The 15,573-nt window shown below is 65.3% G+C and carries 12 protein-coding genes; 4 read left to right on the top strand and 8 right to left on the bottom strand.

Features of this window, described 5'->3' with window-relative positions; genetic code table 11:
- Positions 1-64 precede the first annotated feature (64 nt).
- Together rho and trxA are read right to left on the bottom strand one after the other, a co-directional pair.
- Positions 65-1,330: a transcription termination factor Rho gene (rho, locus tag WDLP6_RS14685; protein WP_162567886.1), complete on the bottom strand. Its 1,266-nt coding sequence runs from the start codon at positions 1,328-1,330 to the stop codon at positions 65-67.
- Between the two features lie 186 nt (positions 1,331-1,516).
- Entirely contained in the window at positions 1,517-1,849 is a 333-nt protein-coding gene (gene trxA / locus WDLP6_RS14680; RefSeq protein ID WP_093108875.1) for a thioredoxin TrxA, read from the bottom strand.
- A gap of 127 nt (positions 1,850-1,976) precedes the next feature.
- On the opposite strand from trxA, the gene WDLP6_RS14675 reads away from it, so the two are divergent.
- The 4 genes from WDLP6_RS14675 (at position 1,977) to WDLP6_RS14660 (ending at position 9,399) form a co-directional block, all read left to right on the top strand.
- On the top strand, positions 1,977-4,529 hold the full coding sequence (locus tag WDLP6_RS14675; protein WP_162592916.1) for a PD-(D/E)XK nuclease family protein: 2,553 nt from the start codon (positions 1,977-1,979) through the stop codon (positions 4,527-4,529).
- On the top strand, positions 4,526-7,780 hold the full coding sequence (locus WDLP6_RS14670; RefSeq protein WP_162592915.1) for a UvrD-helicase domain-containing protein: 3,255 nt from the start codon (positions 4,526-4,528) through the stop codon (positions 7,778-7,780). The genes WDLP6_RS14675 and WDLP6_RS14670 overlap by 4 nt, the downstream gene beginning before the upstream one ends.
- Positions 7,777-9,015: a TIGR03862 family flavoprotein gene (locus WDLP6_RS14665; protein ID WP_162592914.1), complete on the top strand. Its 1,239-nt coding sequence runs from the start codon at positions 7,777-7,779 to the stop codon at positions 9,013-9,015. Before WDLP6_RS14670 ends, WDLP6_RS14665 begins: the two co-directional genes overlap by 4 nt.
- A 90-nt stretch (positions 9,016-9,105) precedes the next feature.
- Positions 9,106-9,399, top strand: coding sequence for a hypothetical protein (locus WDLP6_RS14660; RefSeq protein WP_162567882.1), 294 nt, complete (start codon positions 9,106-9,108; stop codon positions 9,397-9,399).
- 152 nt (positions 9,400-9,551) lie between these two features.
- Here the strand turns inward: WDLP6_RS14660 and WDLP6_RS14655 are convergent, their stop codons facing one another.
- From WDLP6_RS14655 to WDLP6_RS14630, 6 genes are all read right to left on the bottom strand, one after another.
- Entirely contained in the window at positions 9,552-10,313 is a 762-nt protein-coding gene (locus WDLP6_RS14655; RefSeq protein ID WP_162592913.1) for a hypothetical protein, read from the bottom strand.
- A gap of 156 nt (positions 10,314-10,469) precedes the next feature.
- Complete coding sequence (locus WDLP6_RS14650) at positions 10,470-10,934, bottom strand: hypothetical protein (RefSeq protein ID WP_162592912.1); 465 nt, start codon at positions 10,932-10,934, stop codon at positions 10,470-10,472.
- A gap of 926 nt (positions 10,935-11,860) precedes the next feature.
- Positions 11,861-12,451, bottom strand: a complete 591-nt coding sequence (locus WDLP6_RS14645; RefSeq protein WP_162592911.1) for a hypothetical protein — start codon at positions 12,449-12,451, stop codon at positions 11,861-11,863.
- Positions 12,452-12,802: 351 nt separating this feature from the next.
- Positions 12,803-12,973 (bottom strand): hypothetical protein, encoded by a 171-nt coding sequence (locus tag WDLP6_RS14640; protein WP_162592910.1) that lies wholly within the window; start codon positions 12,971-12,973, stop codon positions 12,803-12,805.
- 686 nt (positions 12,974-13,659) lie between these two features.
- Positions 13,660-14,424: an MltR family transcriptional regulator gene (locus WDLP6_RS14635; protein WP_197910164.1), complete on the bottom strand. Its 765-nt coding sequence runs from the start codon at positions 14,422-14,424 to the stop codon at positions 13,660-13,662.
- A 24-nt stretch (positions 14,425-14,448) separates the two neighbouring features.
- Positions 14,449-15,492: a DUF4917 family protein gene (locus WDLP6_RS14630; protein ID WP_162592909.1), complete on the bottom strand. Its 1,044-nt coding sequence runs from the start codon at positions 15,490-15,492 to the stop codon at positions 14,449-14,451.
- Positions 15,493-15,573: the final 81 nt, after the last annotated feature.

The following is a 15,573-nucleotide window of genomic DNA, read 5'->3' as shown; positions in this document are numbered from 1 at the left end:
CGGTCCGCCGGCGTTGCCCCCTGAAAGGGGGTGGGCGGCCACACGAAGTGGGCAAGCCTGGGGGTCAGCCTCCTCGTCTCATCATGTCGAAGAACTCGACATTGGTCTTGGTCGCCTTCATGTTCTTGAGCATGAGTTCCATCGACTCGATCTCGTCCATGTTGTACATGAGCTGGCGCAGGATGCGGGTCTTCTGCAGGATCTCGGGCGCCAGCAGCAGCTCTTCGCGGCGCGTGCCGCTGCGGTTGAGCTGGATCGAGGGGAACACGCGCTTCTCGTAGAGACGGCGGTCGAGGTGGATTTCGGAGTTGCCGGTGCCCTTGAACTCTTCGAAGATCACTTCGTCCATGCGGCTGCCGGTGTCGATCAGCGCGGTGCCGATGATGGTGAGCGAGCCGCCTTCTTCGACGTTGCGCGCGGCACCGAGGAAGCGCTTGGGGCGTTGCAGCGCATTCGAATCCACACCGCCCGTGAGCACCTTGCCCGACGAGGGCACGACGTTGTTGTAGGCGCGGGCGAGGCGGGTGATCGAGTCGAGCAGGATCACCACGTCCTTCTTGAGTTCGACCAGGCGCTTGGCGCGCTCGATCACCATCTCGGCCACATGCACGTGGCGCGCGGCGGGTTCGTCGAAGGTCGAGGCAATGACCTCGCCCTTCACGGTGCGCTGCATCTCGGTCACTTCCTCGGGCCGCTCGTCCACGAGCAGCACCATCATGTGCACCTCGGGATAGTTGGCGCTGATCGCATGTGCGATGTGCTGCATCATGACCGTCTTGCCGCTCTTGGGCGGCGCCACCAGCAGCGCGCGCTGGCCTCTGCCGATCGGCGCGATGATGTCGATGATGCGGCCGGTGATGTTCTCTTCGCCCTTGAAGCCGTCGCGCTCGAGCTTCATCTGCTCCTTCGGGAACAGCGGCGTGAGGTTCTCGAACATCACCTTGTGCTTGTTGTTCTCCGGCAGGCCGTCGTTGACCTTGTCGAGCTTGGTCAGCGCGAAGTAGCGCTCGCCGTCCTTCGGGATGCGCACCTCGCCCTCGATCATGTCGCCGGTGTGCAGATTGAAGCGGCGCACCTGGCTGGGGCTGATGTAGATGTCGTCGGTGCTGGCGGTGAAGCTGGTGTCGGGGCTGCGCAGGAAGCCGAAGCCGTCGGGCAGGATCTCCAGCACACCGTCGGCAAAGACCTGCTCGCCGGCCTTGGCGCGCTTCTTGATGATCGCGAACATCAGCTCTTGCTTGCGCATGCGGCCGGTGTTTTCGATCTCGAGTGCTTCAGCCTGTTTGAAGACTTCAGACACGTGCAGTGCCTTGAGTTCGTTTAAGTGCATGGAATGACCCCGTGCGGGGAAATCTAGAAAACCAGGAGGGGGAGGCTTGGAATGAGGCGAGAAATGCCTCACAAACCGGGGAACTCGAACCGGGTCCCAGAAAGAGCCGGTGATCTGCGCAGGATTATGACAGGAAAAAAGAGAATGCTGCCGGCGCGTTGCGCGCCGGCAGCAGGCGTCCTGGCCTCAGGCGAGTTGCTGATCGATGAAGGCGGTGAGCTGGGCCTTGCTCATGGCACCGACCTTGGTGGCCGCCAGTTGACCGTCCTTGAACAGCATCAGCGTCGGAATGCCGCGGATGCCGAACTTGGCGGGGATGTCGCGGTTTTCATCCACGTTCATCTTCGCGATCTGCAGCTTGCCTTCATACGTGTTCGATACCTCGTCGAGGATCGGCGCGATCATCTTGCAGGGGCCGCACCATTCGGCCCAGTAGTCCACGAGCACAGGCTTGCCCGACTTGAGGACGTCGGCTTCGAAAGAGGAATCGGAGATGTGTTTGATGAGTTCGCTGGCCATTGGATGAATCCTTCTGCGCTGAGTGGTGGTGCAGCTAAAGTGCAGGTCATTGTGACAGAAACCAAGTGCCGGCGTGGTCGGCGCGGACGCTATCGCCGCGATAGCCAAAGCCCTGCGAGAACACCCGATGAATCCTTCTGAGCGCCATCCCGCGCACGCGCTGTGGTGCGATCCGGCCGAGGGTCTCGTCGCGCGGATTTCGCGCCTCCTGGCCGAGCGCCGGCTGCACGCGGCACGCACCGTGGTGGTCGTGCCCTACGGTCAATTGATACAGACGGCAAGGGCGCTGTGGGCCGCGCACGGCGCGCCGGGGTTCGCGCCGCGCTTCGAGACCACGCGCAACTGGGCGCGCAGTGCGGGCGGCTTCGCGCCGGGCGCCGACGACATCGCCTTCGACACAGCGCGCGATCTGCTCACCGCACAGTCGCTGCTGGGCCGCGCGGGTTTCGCAGCCTCGCGCATCGCATTGGCGGGCCGGCTGGTCGAGATCGCCCTGCAGCTCGCGCCACTGGCCGCGGCCGAACGCCCGCACGAACGTGCGGATTGGGCCTTGCAGGCGCGCGGTGTCATCGAAGCGGGCAAGGGCTCGGAATGGTTCGACATCGAGAGCGCGCTGAACGGCATCGCGCTCGCATGGGCCACCAACTCGGGCTACGCGACGGACGTGCTGCTCACCGACCCCGTGCTGGCGCAGGTCGACCAGCTGATCGTGCTCGATGGCCTGCAGAGCGATCCGCTGACCCGCAAGCTCTGCGCGTTGCTCGACGATCGCGTCGTCCATTTGCAGCTCGCGACGCTGCAAGCCCCGGGCTGCACCGTGGCCCTGCATCCCGCGGCCGACCCCGAGGACGAGGCCGAGCGCGCCGCGGCCTGCGTGCTGCGGCATCTGGCCGAGGGCCGCGCGCCGGTGGCGCTGGTGGCCACGGACCGCGCGCTGACGCGTCGTATCAGCGCGCAACTGGTGGCACAAGGCGTGTCGCTGCATGACGAGACCGGCTGGAAGCTTTCCACCACCCGCGCCGCTGCGACGCTGATGAGCGCGTTGCGCGCCTGCGCGCATGACGCCAGCAGCGACCAGGTGCTCGACTGGCTCAAGAGCGCGAGCGCGCTCGATGGCCTCGCCATCCGGATGCTCGAGGCGCGCCTGCGCGATCGCGGCATGCGCGACTGGCACGGCTGGTGCGCGTTCGTTGCCGCCAGCGGCAAGCAGCAGGACCTGGATGTCCTGCCTTTCACCAACGACGTCGAGACGCTGCGTGCGACCCTGCTGCGTGCGCGCCCTCTCGGCGACTGGCTGCAGGCAACGCGCGCACTGCTCGAGGCCGGTGGCCAATGGGCCGCGCTGGCCGGCGACGTGGTCGGCATCGAGGTCATCGCCGCGCTTTATCTGGATGCCGAGGATGGCGAGCTGCGGGGCACGCGCTGCACCCTGGCCGAGTTCACCGCCTGGGCGCGCGATGTGCTCGAGGCTGCGAGCTTCGTGCTGGCGCCGGGCCCCGACGAGGCCGCGCAGGTCGTCGTTCTGCCGCTGCACCAACTGCTGGGCCGCGCCTTCGCCGCGGTCGTGATGCCGGGCTGCGACGACCAGCGCCTGCCGGCCTCGCCCGAGCCGCCCGGCGAGTGGAGCCCGGCGCAGCGCGCCGCGCTGTCGCTGCCTTCGCGCGAGGCGCTGGAAGCGGCGCAGCGCGCTGCATGGGCCACCGCCCTGCAGGCACCATGCTGCGATGTGCTGTGGCGCGAGGCCGATGCCAGTGGCGAGCCGGTGCGGCCCAGCCCGCTGGTGCAATTGCTGCATCTCGACCATGCGGCGGCCGAGGCCATCGATCCGCGCCTGCCCGTGCAGATCGCTGCGCGGCCCACGCCGCGGCCGCAGCCGCGCGGCAACGCGCTCGTGCCGGCCACGCTCTCGTCGACTGCCTACGAGGATTTGCGCCGCTGTCCGTATCGCTTCTTCGCCCTGCGGCAACTTGGCCTGCGCAGCAGCGACGAGCTCGATACCGAGGTCGACAAGCGCGACTTCGGCAACTGGCTGCATGCCGTGCTCGGCCATTTCCACGTGGCCTTGAAGGAGGCGCCGACCACCGACCTGCACGCGCGACGCGCGATGATGGCCGCTGCACAGGAGCGCGCGACCCGGGAGTTCGGCCTGTCGGAGGCCGAGTTCCTTCCCTTCGCGGCGGCCTGGCCCGCGGTGCGCGACAGCTATCTCGACTGGCTCGCCGGGCACGAGGTCGGCGAAGGCGCGGTGTTCGTCGAATCCGAGCCGTGGAAAGAGGTGGCGCTGGGCCGTGTGAAGCTGGTCGGGCGCCTCGACCGCGTCGACGCGACGCCCGACGGCCGGGCCTTCGTGATCGACTACAAGACCGAGTCGGCCGACAAGACGCGCGAGCGCGTCAAGGACCCGACCGAGGACACGCAGCTGGCTTTCTACGCGGCCCTGTTCCCCGACGACAGCCTGCGCGCAGCCTATGTCAACGTCGGGGAAAAGGCATCGGGCACGCGCACGGTCGAACAGCCCGACGTCGTGGCCGCGCGCGACGCGCTGGTGGCCGGCGTGATGGACGACCTGGCGCGCATCGCCGACGGCGCCGCCCTGCCGGCGCTCGGCGAAGGCTCGGTCTGTGAGCACTGCACGGCCCGCGGCCTGTGCCGCAAGGACTTCTGGGAACTGGGCGAATGACCGACGCAGCCTACGAACACAACGGCGCGCACGTCTCGCGCGAGCGCTTCTACGCGATCGCCTGCGACCCGCGGCGCTCGGTGGCGGTCGAGGCCTGCGCCGGCGCCGGCAAGACCTGGATGCTGGTGTCGCGCATCCTCCGCGCGCTGCTCGAGGAAGGCGAGGGCGCCTGCGCGCCGCACGAGATCCTCGCGATCACCTTCACCAAGAAGGCGGCCGGCGAGATGCGCGAGCGCCTCGACCAATGGCTCGAGGCCTTCGCGCAGCGCCCGGTGCAGGAACTGGTGCCGGAACTCGTGATGCGCGGCATGGATCGCGCGCAGGCCGAGGCCAGGGCGCCGCGGCTGCAGGGGCTCTATCGGACCTTGCTCGCCGGCGGCCGGCCGGTGCAGTTCCGTACCTTCCACGCCTGGTTCGCGAGCCTGTTGCGAAGCGCGCCGGTCGCGGTGCTCGAACGGCTGCGCCTGCCGGCCAACTACCAACTGCTCGAAGACGATACCGAGGCGCGCGCGCGCGTCTGGCGGCCCTTCCTGGCGGCCGTCGCCGGCCATCCCGAGGCATCGGCCGACTACCACGCGCTGGTCGCGGTGCACGGCCGGTCGCAGACCGCGAAGGCGCTCGACGATGCGCTCACGCGGCGCGTCGAATTCGCGCTCGCCGATGCGCACGATGCGGTCGACGAGGCCGTGACGCCGATGGGCCTGATGTACCCCGCATATGCCGGCGCGGCGTCGCCGGACGATGTGCTGCTCGGTGAGCCTGCATCGCGCGCCGCGCTGCTGGCGGCCGCGCGTGCGCTGGGACGCGCGAGCGCGCCGACCTTCTCGCAGAAGGGCATCGAACTCGAGCAGGCGTTGACCGAAGGCCGCGCGGCCGGCGTGCTCGATGCACTGCTCACGCAGAAGGGCGAGCCGCGCAAGTTCAGCGAGAAACTCGCCGGCCTGGCCGACGTGCGCGCCGCGCAGGAGTGCGCGCGGCTGTACTGTGCGGCACGCGCACAGCACGAAGCCTGGCTGCACCAGCAGCGCATGGCCCGCCTCACGCGGCTTCTGCTCGCCTGCTTCGCCGAGGTCAAGGCCCTGCACGGCTGGGTCGACATGAACGACGTCGAGCAGGCCGCGCATCTTTTGCTCGGCAACGCGGAACTGTGGGGCTGGGTGCAGGAGCGGCTGGATGTGCGCGTGCGGCATCTGCTGATCGACGAATTCCAGGACACCAATCCGCTGCAATGGCAGGCGCTGCACGGCTGGCTCGGCAGCTATGCGGGTGCGGTCGGGCGCAGGCCAGGCGTGTTCATCGTCGGCGACCCGAAACAGAGCATTTACCGTTTTCGCCGTGCCGAGCCGCAGGTCTTTCTTGCGGCGCAGGCCTTCGTGCAGCAGGGGCTCGAGGGCGATATCCTTCATTGCGACCACACGCACCGCAATGCGCCGGCCGTGATGGCGTTGGTCAACGAGGCGATGCAGGAGGCCCAGCAAGCCGGCGAGTTCAGCGGCTTTCGCGTGCACACGACCGAATCCCGCGCCGCGGGCAGGGTGCGCAAGCTGCCCTTGATACCGCGCGACGCGATCGCGTCCACTGATGCGGATGGCGACGACGCCGATGATGACCAAGGTGCGCTCCGGTGGCGCGACAGCCTCACGATGCCGCGCGTGCTGCCCGAGGAACGGCTGCTGCAGAAGGAATGCGAACAGGCCGCGCGCTGGATCGCGCATCGCATCGCGGGCGGCCTCGCGCCGAGCCGGATCATGGTGCTGGCGCGCCGCCGCAGCCGGCTGACGGTGCTGCAGGACGAACTGCGCAAGCTGCACATCGCGGTCCAGCAGCCCGAGAAGAACGAGCTCAACGACGCGCCCGAAGTGCAGGACCTGGTGGCGCTGCTCGATGCGCTGGTGTCGCCCGATCACGATCTGTCGCTCGCGCGCGCGCTGCGCTCGCCGCTGTGGAATCTCGACGACGATGCGCTGGTGGAACTGGCCTTGCGCCGCCGTGCACGGCCCGCGAGCTGGTTCGATCTGCTGCAGGGCGAGGATCTGCCCGCGCCGCTGGCCGGCATCGGTCCGCGCCTTCGGCTGTGGCAGCAGTGGCTGGCCGCGCTGCCGCCGCACGATGCGCTGAGCGCCATCTACCACGATGCCGACGTGCTCGGGAAATTCGCCGCCGCCGCGCCCGTGGCGCTGCGTGCCGGCGTGCTGGCCAATCTGCGCGGCTTGATGGCCGCTTCGCTGGACATCGATGGCGCGCGCTTCGCAACGCCTTATTCGCTGGTGCGTGCGCTGCGTGCCGGCGGTGTCCGCGCGCCGTCGATTGCGGCCGCCGACGCGGTGCAGCTGCTCACGGTCCACGGCGCCAAGGGGCTCGAAGCCGACCTGGTGCTGCTGCTCGACACCGATGCCTCGGCGCAGCGCGCCCAGACCATGGGCGTGCTCGTGAAGTGGCCCGGCGAAGCGGCGGCGCCGGAGCGCTTCGTCTTCATGGCGAGCGAGAAGAACCCGCCGGCCTGCACGGTCGATGACCTCGCGCAGGAACAGGCCGCGCGGCATCGCGAGGAAATCAATGCGCTCTACGTGGCGACCACGCGTGCCCGGGCCGAACTGGTCGTGTCGGGCGTCAGCGCCGCGCGGCCCAATGCGCAGAGCTGGTGGGCGCGCCTGTCACCCCGGTGCGAACCAGTGGACGATGCGCCGGATGCTGCGCCCGGTGCCGTTGCGTCTGAAGTTGCCGCGTTCGAGATGCTGACCCTGCCCGCGGCGCCGCCGGCTGTGGCCGCGCAAACCGGGGAGCGCACGGTGTCGCCGGCAGGCACGCGCGCTTCGGCGCTGGGCCAGGCCATGCACCGGCTGCTCGAATGGGCCCAGCCCGGCGCGCCGCTGCCCGCGGTCCACGTGCGCGCCGCGGCGCGCGAATTCGCGCTCGACATGGGCGCCGTGCGTGCCGCCGCGCTGATGGCGCAACGCATCCGTTCGGGCGAAGGCGCATGGGCCTGGAACCCCGATGCGCTCGACTGGCATGGCAACGAGGTCACGCTGGTCCATGAGGGACAGACATTGCGCATCGATCGCCTCGTGCACCATCGCGAAAGCGCTGCGTGGTGGGTGCTCGACTACAAATCCGCCGGCCGTCCGGAGCGCGATGCGGAACTGATCGCGCAGCTGCAGCGTTACCGTGATGCGGTACAAGGCGCCTACCCCGGCGAGACGGTGCGCGCCGCGTTCCTCACGGGACAAGGCGAACTGGTGACACTCGAATGAACAACGACAAGAAGGTCGCCGTCGTCGGCGGCGGGCCGGCCGGATTGATGGCGGCCGAAGTGCTGAGCGCGCAGGGCGTGCGTGTGGACCTGCACGACGCCATGCCCTCGGTCGGACGCAAGTTCCTGCTGGCCGGGCGCGGCGGCCTCAACCTCACACACTCCGAGCCCTTCGACATCTTCATGGGCCGTTTCGGCGAGCGCCGCGAGGCGCTCGAACCGTTGCTGCGCGCATTCGGCCCCGAGGCGCTGCGCGAATGGGCGCAGGGGCTCGGCACCGAGACCTTCGTCGGCACCTCGGGCCGCGTGTTCCCGAAGGACATGAAGGCCGCGCCGCTGTTGCGTGCCTGGCTGCACCGGCTGCGGCAGGCGGGCGTGCAGTTCCACATGCGCCATCGCTGGACGGGCTGGCCCGATGCAACCGGGCCCGCGACGGCCCTGCGATTCGCGACACCGACCGGCGAGGCCGTGGTGCAGGCCGATGCCGTCGTGCTCGCGCTCGGTGGCGCGAGCTGGTCGCGGCTCGGCTCCGATGGCGCCTGGGCACCGTGGATGGCCGAGCGCGGCATCGCGGTCGCCGCGCTGGCGCCTGCCAATTGCGGCTTCGACATCGGCTGGAGCGCGCATTTCGCCGAACGCTTCGCGGGCCTGCCGTTCAAGTTGGTGGCGATCTCGTTCAGCGATGCCCGTGGCCGCCGCTTTGCGCGCAAGGGCGAATTCATCGCGACCGCCGGCGGCATCGAGGGCAGCCTGGTCTATGCCGCCTCGGCCTTGCTGCGCGACGAGATCGCCGCGAACGGACGCGCCACGCTGAGGCTCGACCTGCTGCCCGATCGCAGCGCCGAGCAGGTGCGCGCGGCCGTGCTGCATCCGCGTGGTTCGCGCTCGCTGGCCAGCCATCTGAAGAGTCGCCTCGGGCTCGAGGGCATCAAGACCGGCGTGCTGCACGAAGTGCTCTCGCGCGAGGAGATGCATGCGCCGGAGCGCCTGGCCGAAGCGATCAAGTCGCTCCCGCTCAAGCTTGTCGCACCGCGGCCGATCGACGAAGCGATCAGCACCGCGGGCGGCGTGCGCTTCGATGCGCTCGACGGCCACCTGATGAGCATCGCGCAGCCAGGACTGTTCTGCGCGGGTGAAATGCTCGATTGGGAAGCGCCGACCGGCGGCTACCTGCTGACGGCGTCGATGGCCAGCGGCGCGGCGGCGGCGCGAGGCGTCCTATCGCATTGGAAATAGGACATTGCATACTTCTGGCTAACGTGCATTTGTTCACGGAGTTGGGGACAATGCGCAGCCCGTCGAGGGCAGCCAACAAGAAAAACATGCATGCATCCCCAAGTCGACATCAAGAAAGTCCGCGAGAGGTACTTCAACTACGGCGTGAGCATCGGCAATGCGGACGAGCGCTACGCCGGGCAGGGCCTGCGCTCGATCGCCGAATGCCTGCACGATGCCGCCACCGCGCTCGGCCACCACTTCAAGATCGCGGCCATCAGCTATGAAGGTCGTTTGCTCGGTCACTACCACGTGGCCAGCATGGAGCATCGGACGCTGGCACTGGCCGAGACGCTGTTGGCCAAGCTGGCCATGAACCCGTCTGCGGAAGAGTCGGCGGCCTGAATGTGCGCAGAAGGCCGGCGCGTGAGCGCGGCTTCTGCATGATGTGAGGTTGACGAGCCTCACGGTTGCGCCGGGTTCCCCTAGGGAAACTCGCACTGTGTCAGGGGCGTCGGAAGCTCCGGGTTGACACAGAGTTGACAGTATACGGTGACCTACCTGTCCGGGCGTCCTGAGCGCAGGAATGAGGGATGCTGAACGTCGAACGGCTTCTTTGCCTTCTTCAGCCTGCCCTCGCTAACGAGCGCCAGTGCAAGGTGCGCAAGCTCCATGTTCCAGAATGTTCTCATTGGATGCGCGATATGGACGAACGCTTCGGCAAATCTCGTGCATATCGGCCCCAGATGATCCTTCCAACTCAGCGCGACACCTTTTGAGTCTATGGCTGTCTGTCCAGTTGCCTCCAGAGCCTGAAGCAGGCCAATTTCCATGGTGCACTGTCGCCACTCGACCGCATCGTGAGCGAGGACATTGCGGATGCGGAAAGCATCTTCGAAGGCCGCATAGAAGCCATCTCGGGATTGCTTTCGCTCCACCTTGGTTAGCAAGCCTTGCTCTTGCTGCCACTTGGTGAAGTAGCCGAATAAGTCCTCGAAACGCGCGTACTCATAGAAGAACATCCGAAACAGGAACTGAAACCGATTGAACGGGTTTTGATCGTGCAGGTGTCTCGGGTCCTCCGAAAGGCCCTCCAGATCACCCATCACAATGTTCAAGTTGTCGATCAACTCGTCAACCTCCGAGGTCAGCAAGAAGACGGAATGGGCAAGCGACTGTTCCGGCGATAGGCCCTTCAGGGTGATCCCGTTGCTGCCCGGTTCCATTTCTGCATGCTCTGCGAAATTCTCGGACACGGAGCGAAGTGCATAGCGGAATTCGTCGGGGATACGTATTCTGTCGATTCGGTATTTCGCCATGCTTCCTCGCTGCTCCACGATAGTTCGCAAACCGTACCGCAAAACTAGTGAGGCGTGCTTGAGTTAGCCAGCCACAGTGCGCACTTGAGCAAAAACATGCTGACCGTAAGTACCAACGACACGCAGAGCGTCTCTGAGGTCGCGGGCCGGTGGCGGTCATTCGCCTCTCGGCTCCTTTGCCTCTCGGCGGTGCTGGTCACGAATCGCCTCAAGCAGACGAAGGTAGTCCGGGTCGACCTGGGAGGTCTCGGCGATCTCGGGCGGCGCGGACACCATAGGACCAGCCCGGAGGCGTCGCGCCTTGTAGTGGTCTTGGCGTGCACGGATCATTTGCTTAATCGGGTCCGTTGCCGGGTCATAGGGGCGGCCATTGCGCAGGATTCGCCGAGTCTCGGCCTTTAGTGCGGCGCGTCGCAGCCGCTCGGCCTCCTTGCTGGCCCTCGCGGCTTGGGCCTGTCGTATGCCGGCCTCGATGGACTTGGCAAGGGCAACCGCCCCCACGTTGCGCACGTTCTCAGGGAAGTACCGCGGGTCCGCCTTGATTGCGGCGCGGGCGATGCGCTGTCGCTCGGCCTCCTTGACATACCGGGCTGCCTTGGTCGCCGCCCGAAGAGCCTTCAAGTGCGCCGGCTGGCACAGCTTGCACCGGGGAGCGTAGGCGGAGGGTTGCCAGGGGTAGCGGCCGGGACCCTTGCGGAGGGCGAAATTCTCGGATGAGAGGCGCAAGGAGCGGCCACAGTCTGGGCACGTTCGATATTGCGGCAGGGCTTCGGGATGTCTGAGGGGCATAGGAGGTCATGAGGCCCGGGCGGGCTCGTTGAGGTCGATGGCGCCCCGGGGGTCCGGGGACGATGGTGGCGCTTGCGGGGGCCGGGACGGCGGCGAGCGCCGGGAGTCTTGGGACGTGTCAGGACCCATGGGTGCGCAGGTGATCGCAGGTGTGCTCAGGCGCCCGCATTCGGCCTATGCGGCTCCAAGCCGTCCCAGTGACCCCTGGGCCTTCCCGGCGCCCTCGACGCCTCCTAGCGCGAATGCGGGCTTCGGGGTCGCCCTGGGGCTCCGCCTACTCGCAACCACGTCGGCCGGGAGGCGGCCGGGATGGCCTGAGGCCGATGCGTAGTGACGGGGGTCGGGTGCTCCACCTCCGGCCCCGAGTGGGCGAATCCTAGGCAGGACAAGCACTTAGGAGCGCCAGGGCGCCCAGGCAGCCCCGGGCGGCACAGCGCGAGGGCGGGCGTGTGTCAATCGGCACCGACACACAAACGGATTTGCAATCCGATGGTGCCTAACGGTTCGTCAGAGGGAGCAGGGGAGCCAGTGCGGCGGCCTGTGGGTGGCTGCTGGGGGTGGGTGTGGGTGGAATAGGCCCGGCCTGGGCCGCTTGCGGCTCGGCTGGGTGCCCCGGCAGGGCCTCGGCGGACCGGGGAGGGCAGGAGGTCCCGGGCGGGCCGGGAGGGCCTTGGTCTGCCAGGAATCGAGAGGCGGCACGGGGGCGCCTGCGCCGGGCCGGGGGGCACCAGCACTGGTCACGGATTCCTGGGAAAAATTTAAGCCGGCGGCGTGCTCTTGGCCGGACCTATGGCGCTCAGGAGTTCGTCGAGTTGCTCGGTGCGGCTCGCGACGGTTGAGCCCATCAATTCCGCCCAACCCAGTTGACGCATCACGATATCTTGCCAACTGAGCGGCAAGGGACGGGGCGCGAAGACCTGCCCATCGGGCGTTTGAAGCGCGACGACTCCAAGGTCCCACAGTTGCTCGAACGTGTGGAGATCGCCCGAGGCGGCGCACTGGACGCCCCTTCGCGTGACGACGACCTGCAGCCAACCGATCCAGAGGAGGATCGCGGCGTCGACAAGCAACGCCTGCCACCAGTGGAGCGGGAACCACACGGCGATCCCCGCAGCCAAGAGTGCCGCCTTCAGGTACAGGTAGCGCCGCATCATCGCGTGTGCCCCTGGGGATGCCAGGGCAATCTTTTGGGCCGTAGGCCAATCGACTGCGCTCCCGGCGGTCGCCGAGGACATCGAGATTCCGCTTGCACTGAGGGCGTACCACAGGGCATCGTCACGGTGAGCCGCGCTGATCGTCGACCACGTCCTGCGCGTCTCCTCCAGGCGCTTCTTTTGTTCTTCGGTCATGCGCGGAATGTAGATGGATTCGGCGACGGACGCGTGAAGCGCCGTCACTCCGCCTGACAAGACAAGACGCGCTGCCTTCGCCATTGCGATAGCAGTTTGTCATGCATCTGCCCCGGCGGTCCGGCCGGTGGTCAGAGGCGACCAAGGAAATCCAGGCCGCATGAGGCAACTTGGCGACCCCGACGAAGTTCCGGTCTTGATCCTGCACGGTGATCGCGACGGTTTCCCCTGTGATGGAGCACCAGCACTGGTCACGGATTTCTGGGAAGTTCTTGAGGCGCAGTCCTTAGTGCCTCGGGCTTCGCTTCGCTCCCGCCCTCCGCCCGCCCAGGTCGAGCGGGGTCTATTCGATCAGCCGGCCCTGCTCAGGTAGTCGTGAATCCACAGTCGCGCCTTGTCGGCCAATGCGGAACGCGCAGCAGCCTCGTCCTCGTCTGGTCGGGCAACCGACAGGCGGCACAAAATGGCGCCGCCGCGCTTAACTTCGGCGGTGAACTGGATGCCGTCTTTGAGCATATCCATGGACCACTCAGGCGGCGCCAGGGGCGCGTCCGTGGTAGCTGCGCTGCTTCGATCGAGGTTCACGATTCTGGGTAGGAAAGGGGCAATCGTAACGTCCATGGTTGACGTGGCAATCTCCGGTACCCCTAGATCGGCTCAGCCCTCACGGCGCACCAGAACCAATGCGAGGCCCTGCCCCGGTGGCGGCCCTGGGTCGCCCGGTAGCTCAGGCAGACCCGGCCAAACACTGGAACCTCCAGAACGACCCGGCGCGGCTCGGTGTCCGCTGGCCCGGGTGTCGGGAGCCCCTTGGCGCCTCGCGAGACCCAGTCGCCCGGTATGTGCCCCAGGATTCCCCGCACAGGATCGGCAGGGGGCGGCGGCGTCACGGGCTCAAGCCAGTCCCGGGCCGCCACAAGGGGCGGGAGGATGCGCATGGATTCCATGGCCCACAGGTCCGCCGCGACATCCTCCAGGACCTCAGGGTCGACCGTGCGCCATCTGCATTGCAGGGCGTGAGCACATGCGGCGATCCAGTCGGGGCGGTCCATGGGAATACTGTACGAATATCCAGTGTTCTTGTCCATGGTCACCAGGGCGTCGCGGTGACTCCTGAGGTCCACAAGTCCATCTTTGCACCATGTTTGGCCCTCGGCGCGTGCAGGAACCTGAGCCGCGGCGAGCCGCGAAGGTGTGACGCTCGGTGCCTACCCGGCTACCCTGCCTGCCAATTCCTTCTTGAGGGCGGCTACCTCACGGCGGCGACTGGGCGGCGCGGCCACTTCGATGAAGTGCAGACGCTCGGCAAATCTTACGAGGACTGCCTGATGGAACGAGCGCTTTTCACCATCGCTCGCATCGCGGTCTTGGCAAATATCATGCATTTGCTCTCGCGCGTCGGCCATCTGTGCATCGAAGTCCCCGCTAAAGCCCGCAATGAGGTGCGTGCCGGTAATAGGAACTCGGGTCTTTTTCTCCTCAATTTGGTGCGCAACAGCACGGACCTCGATTAGGAGCGTGGACATTGAAGACTGCACCTTTTCACGGAGAGTCTCAGGAAACTTGGTGCCTAGTCGGCTGTGGTTCATGGCCTTGACCAAGGCGGCAATCTTGGGGTCAGTGAGGGAAATTGGCCGCCACGTGTGGGCGAACTCATTTCGAATCTTCCGCAGGCGCTCCAGGTCTTCGAATTGGTTCTTTGTGAGTAGACCAAATGCATAGGCGGCTTTAGCCCGAGCAGAGAACGTCCCAAGGGGCGCATTGAACCCTTCCAGCAGTTGTTTGGACGCGTCTGAAGGAACCATGAATGCGCCAATCAGCGTGCCCAGAACGTCCTCAGAAAACGCAGAAAGCGAGAGGACTAGTCCTCGTTCGTCAAGATCGTGCAGCATCCCGTTCAACATATTTAGGCCGCCGTAGACGTCATCGCCTTCTGGGGATTTATCGGAATGATGTGGAGTCGGGTTAGCCATCGTGTCCTAGATCCAATAGCTCTGTCAGGGGTGCCATGGGTTGGCTGACTTGACGTTGAATGTGCACACCTTGGCGTGGAATTTTTTCTCAATGCGCTCGATGTGGTTTTTTCCCCCTTCTGAGAAAACTCCGATATATATGCTCCATAGTTTAGGAGGTGTTTTATGCTCGGCGTGGGCCGCCTTATTTAGTGCATCGATAATATGCTCATCGTACTGCCCGAATCCGAATCCATATGTGATCACGGAGCCGTCTACCTTGCACAAATGATCGTAGCAATTTGAGAGATAACTGTTGTGTCGGATTAGCTCCAACTTCTCATTCCCGCTACCGGCAGTGACAAAAATTGGATATTCCCCCTTGTCCAGCCGACTCCCAATATTTTCCAATAAGAGTCCTTCTTCATTATATTGCTCCTTGACGATATCGGTTCGGACGTCAAAAAAAGGCAGTGCCCCATGAATATAGTGAATATTTTGATTGCTTCGATTTGGCCCCCAGCGTAGTTCGGACCAATCCTTTTCCTCATCACCTTTCGCCGACTCCATCGGATTAAGCAATTCCCGGCCGAAGCCATCAACAGCTTTGTCAAAGTTTCCTCTCATTAGGACCCAGTACAGAAGCAAATCATAATTCGTGCTGAATATTTCTCCACCGTGATCGAGAAAAAGATGCAAAAATTTGGCGCAATTGTCGATACTCTCTTGCGGTATCTTGAATACATGCTCGGGGTGCAACTGCTTAACGGCATCCAATAAACTTACTTTAAGCTTGGCGTGTGCGTCTGAGACCTTTTTCTGTAAGCTGGCATCGGCGCCGAGAGCCTCTAGAAGATTGGAGAAGCTGTTTAGCTGGTCCATGATAAGTTCAAAGTTTTTTGTCTTTAAAACATTGAACAAAGTGGCTAACGTTGGGTCACTGATTTTTTGGACAAAATCGGCCAGTGCGTTGTAGGAAAATATTTTGGGGTCATAAGCCATGCTAAATCCATTTCCGATTAGCAGGCTTATGCGCCTCTTGCCATTTAATCTGTCGATTACGTCGGTGAAGTTTTCGTAGTGGTCCATTGTTCCTCCGGTGCCCGGCCAAACGCGTGCGACGGAATCGTTGCACGCTTAAGGCGCGTCTGTCGAGGAACTGAGACACAG

The organism is Variovorax sp. PBL-E5, assembly GCF_901827185.1.
Taxonomy (GTDB): Bacteria; Pseudomonadota; Gammaproteobacteria; order Burkholderiales; family Burkholderiaceae_C; genus Variovorax.
The sequence above is the reverse complement of the archived record's forward strand: the minus strand, read 5'-3'. Positions and strand labels throughout refer to the sequence as shown.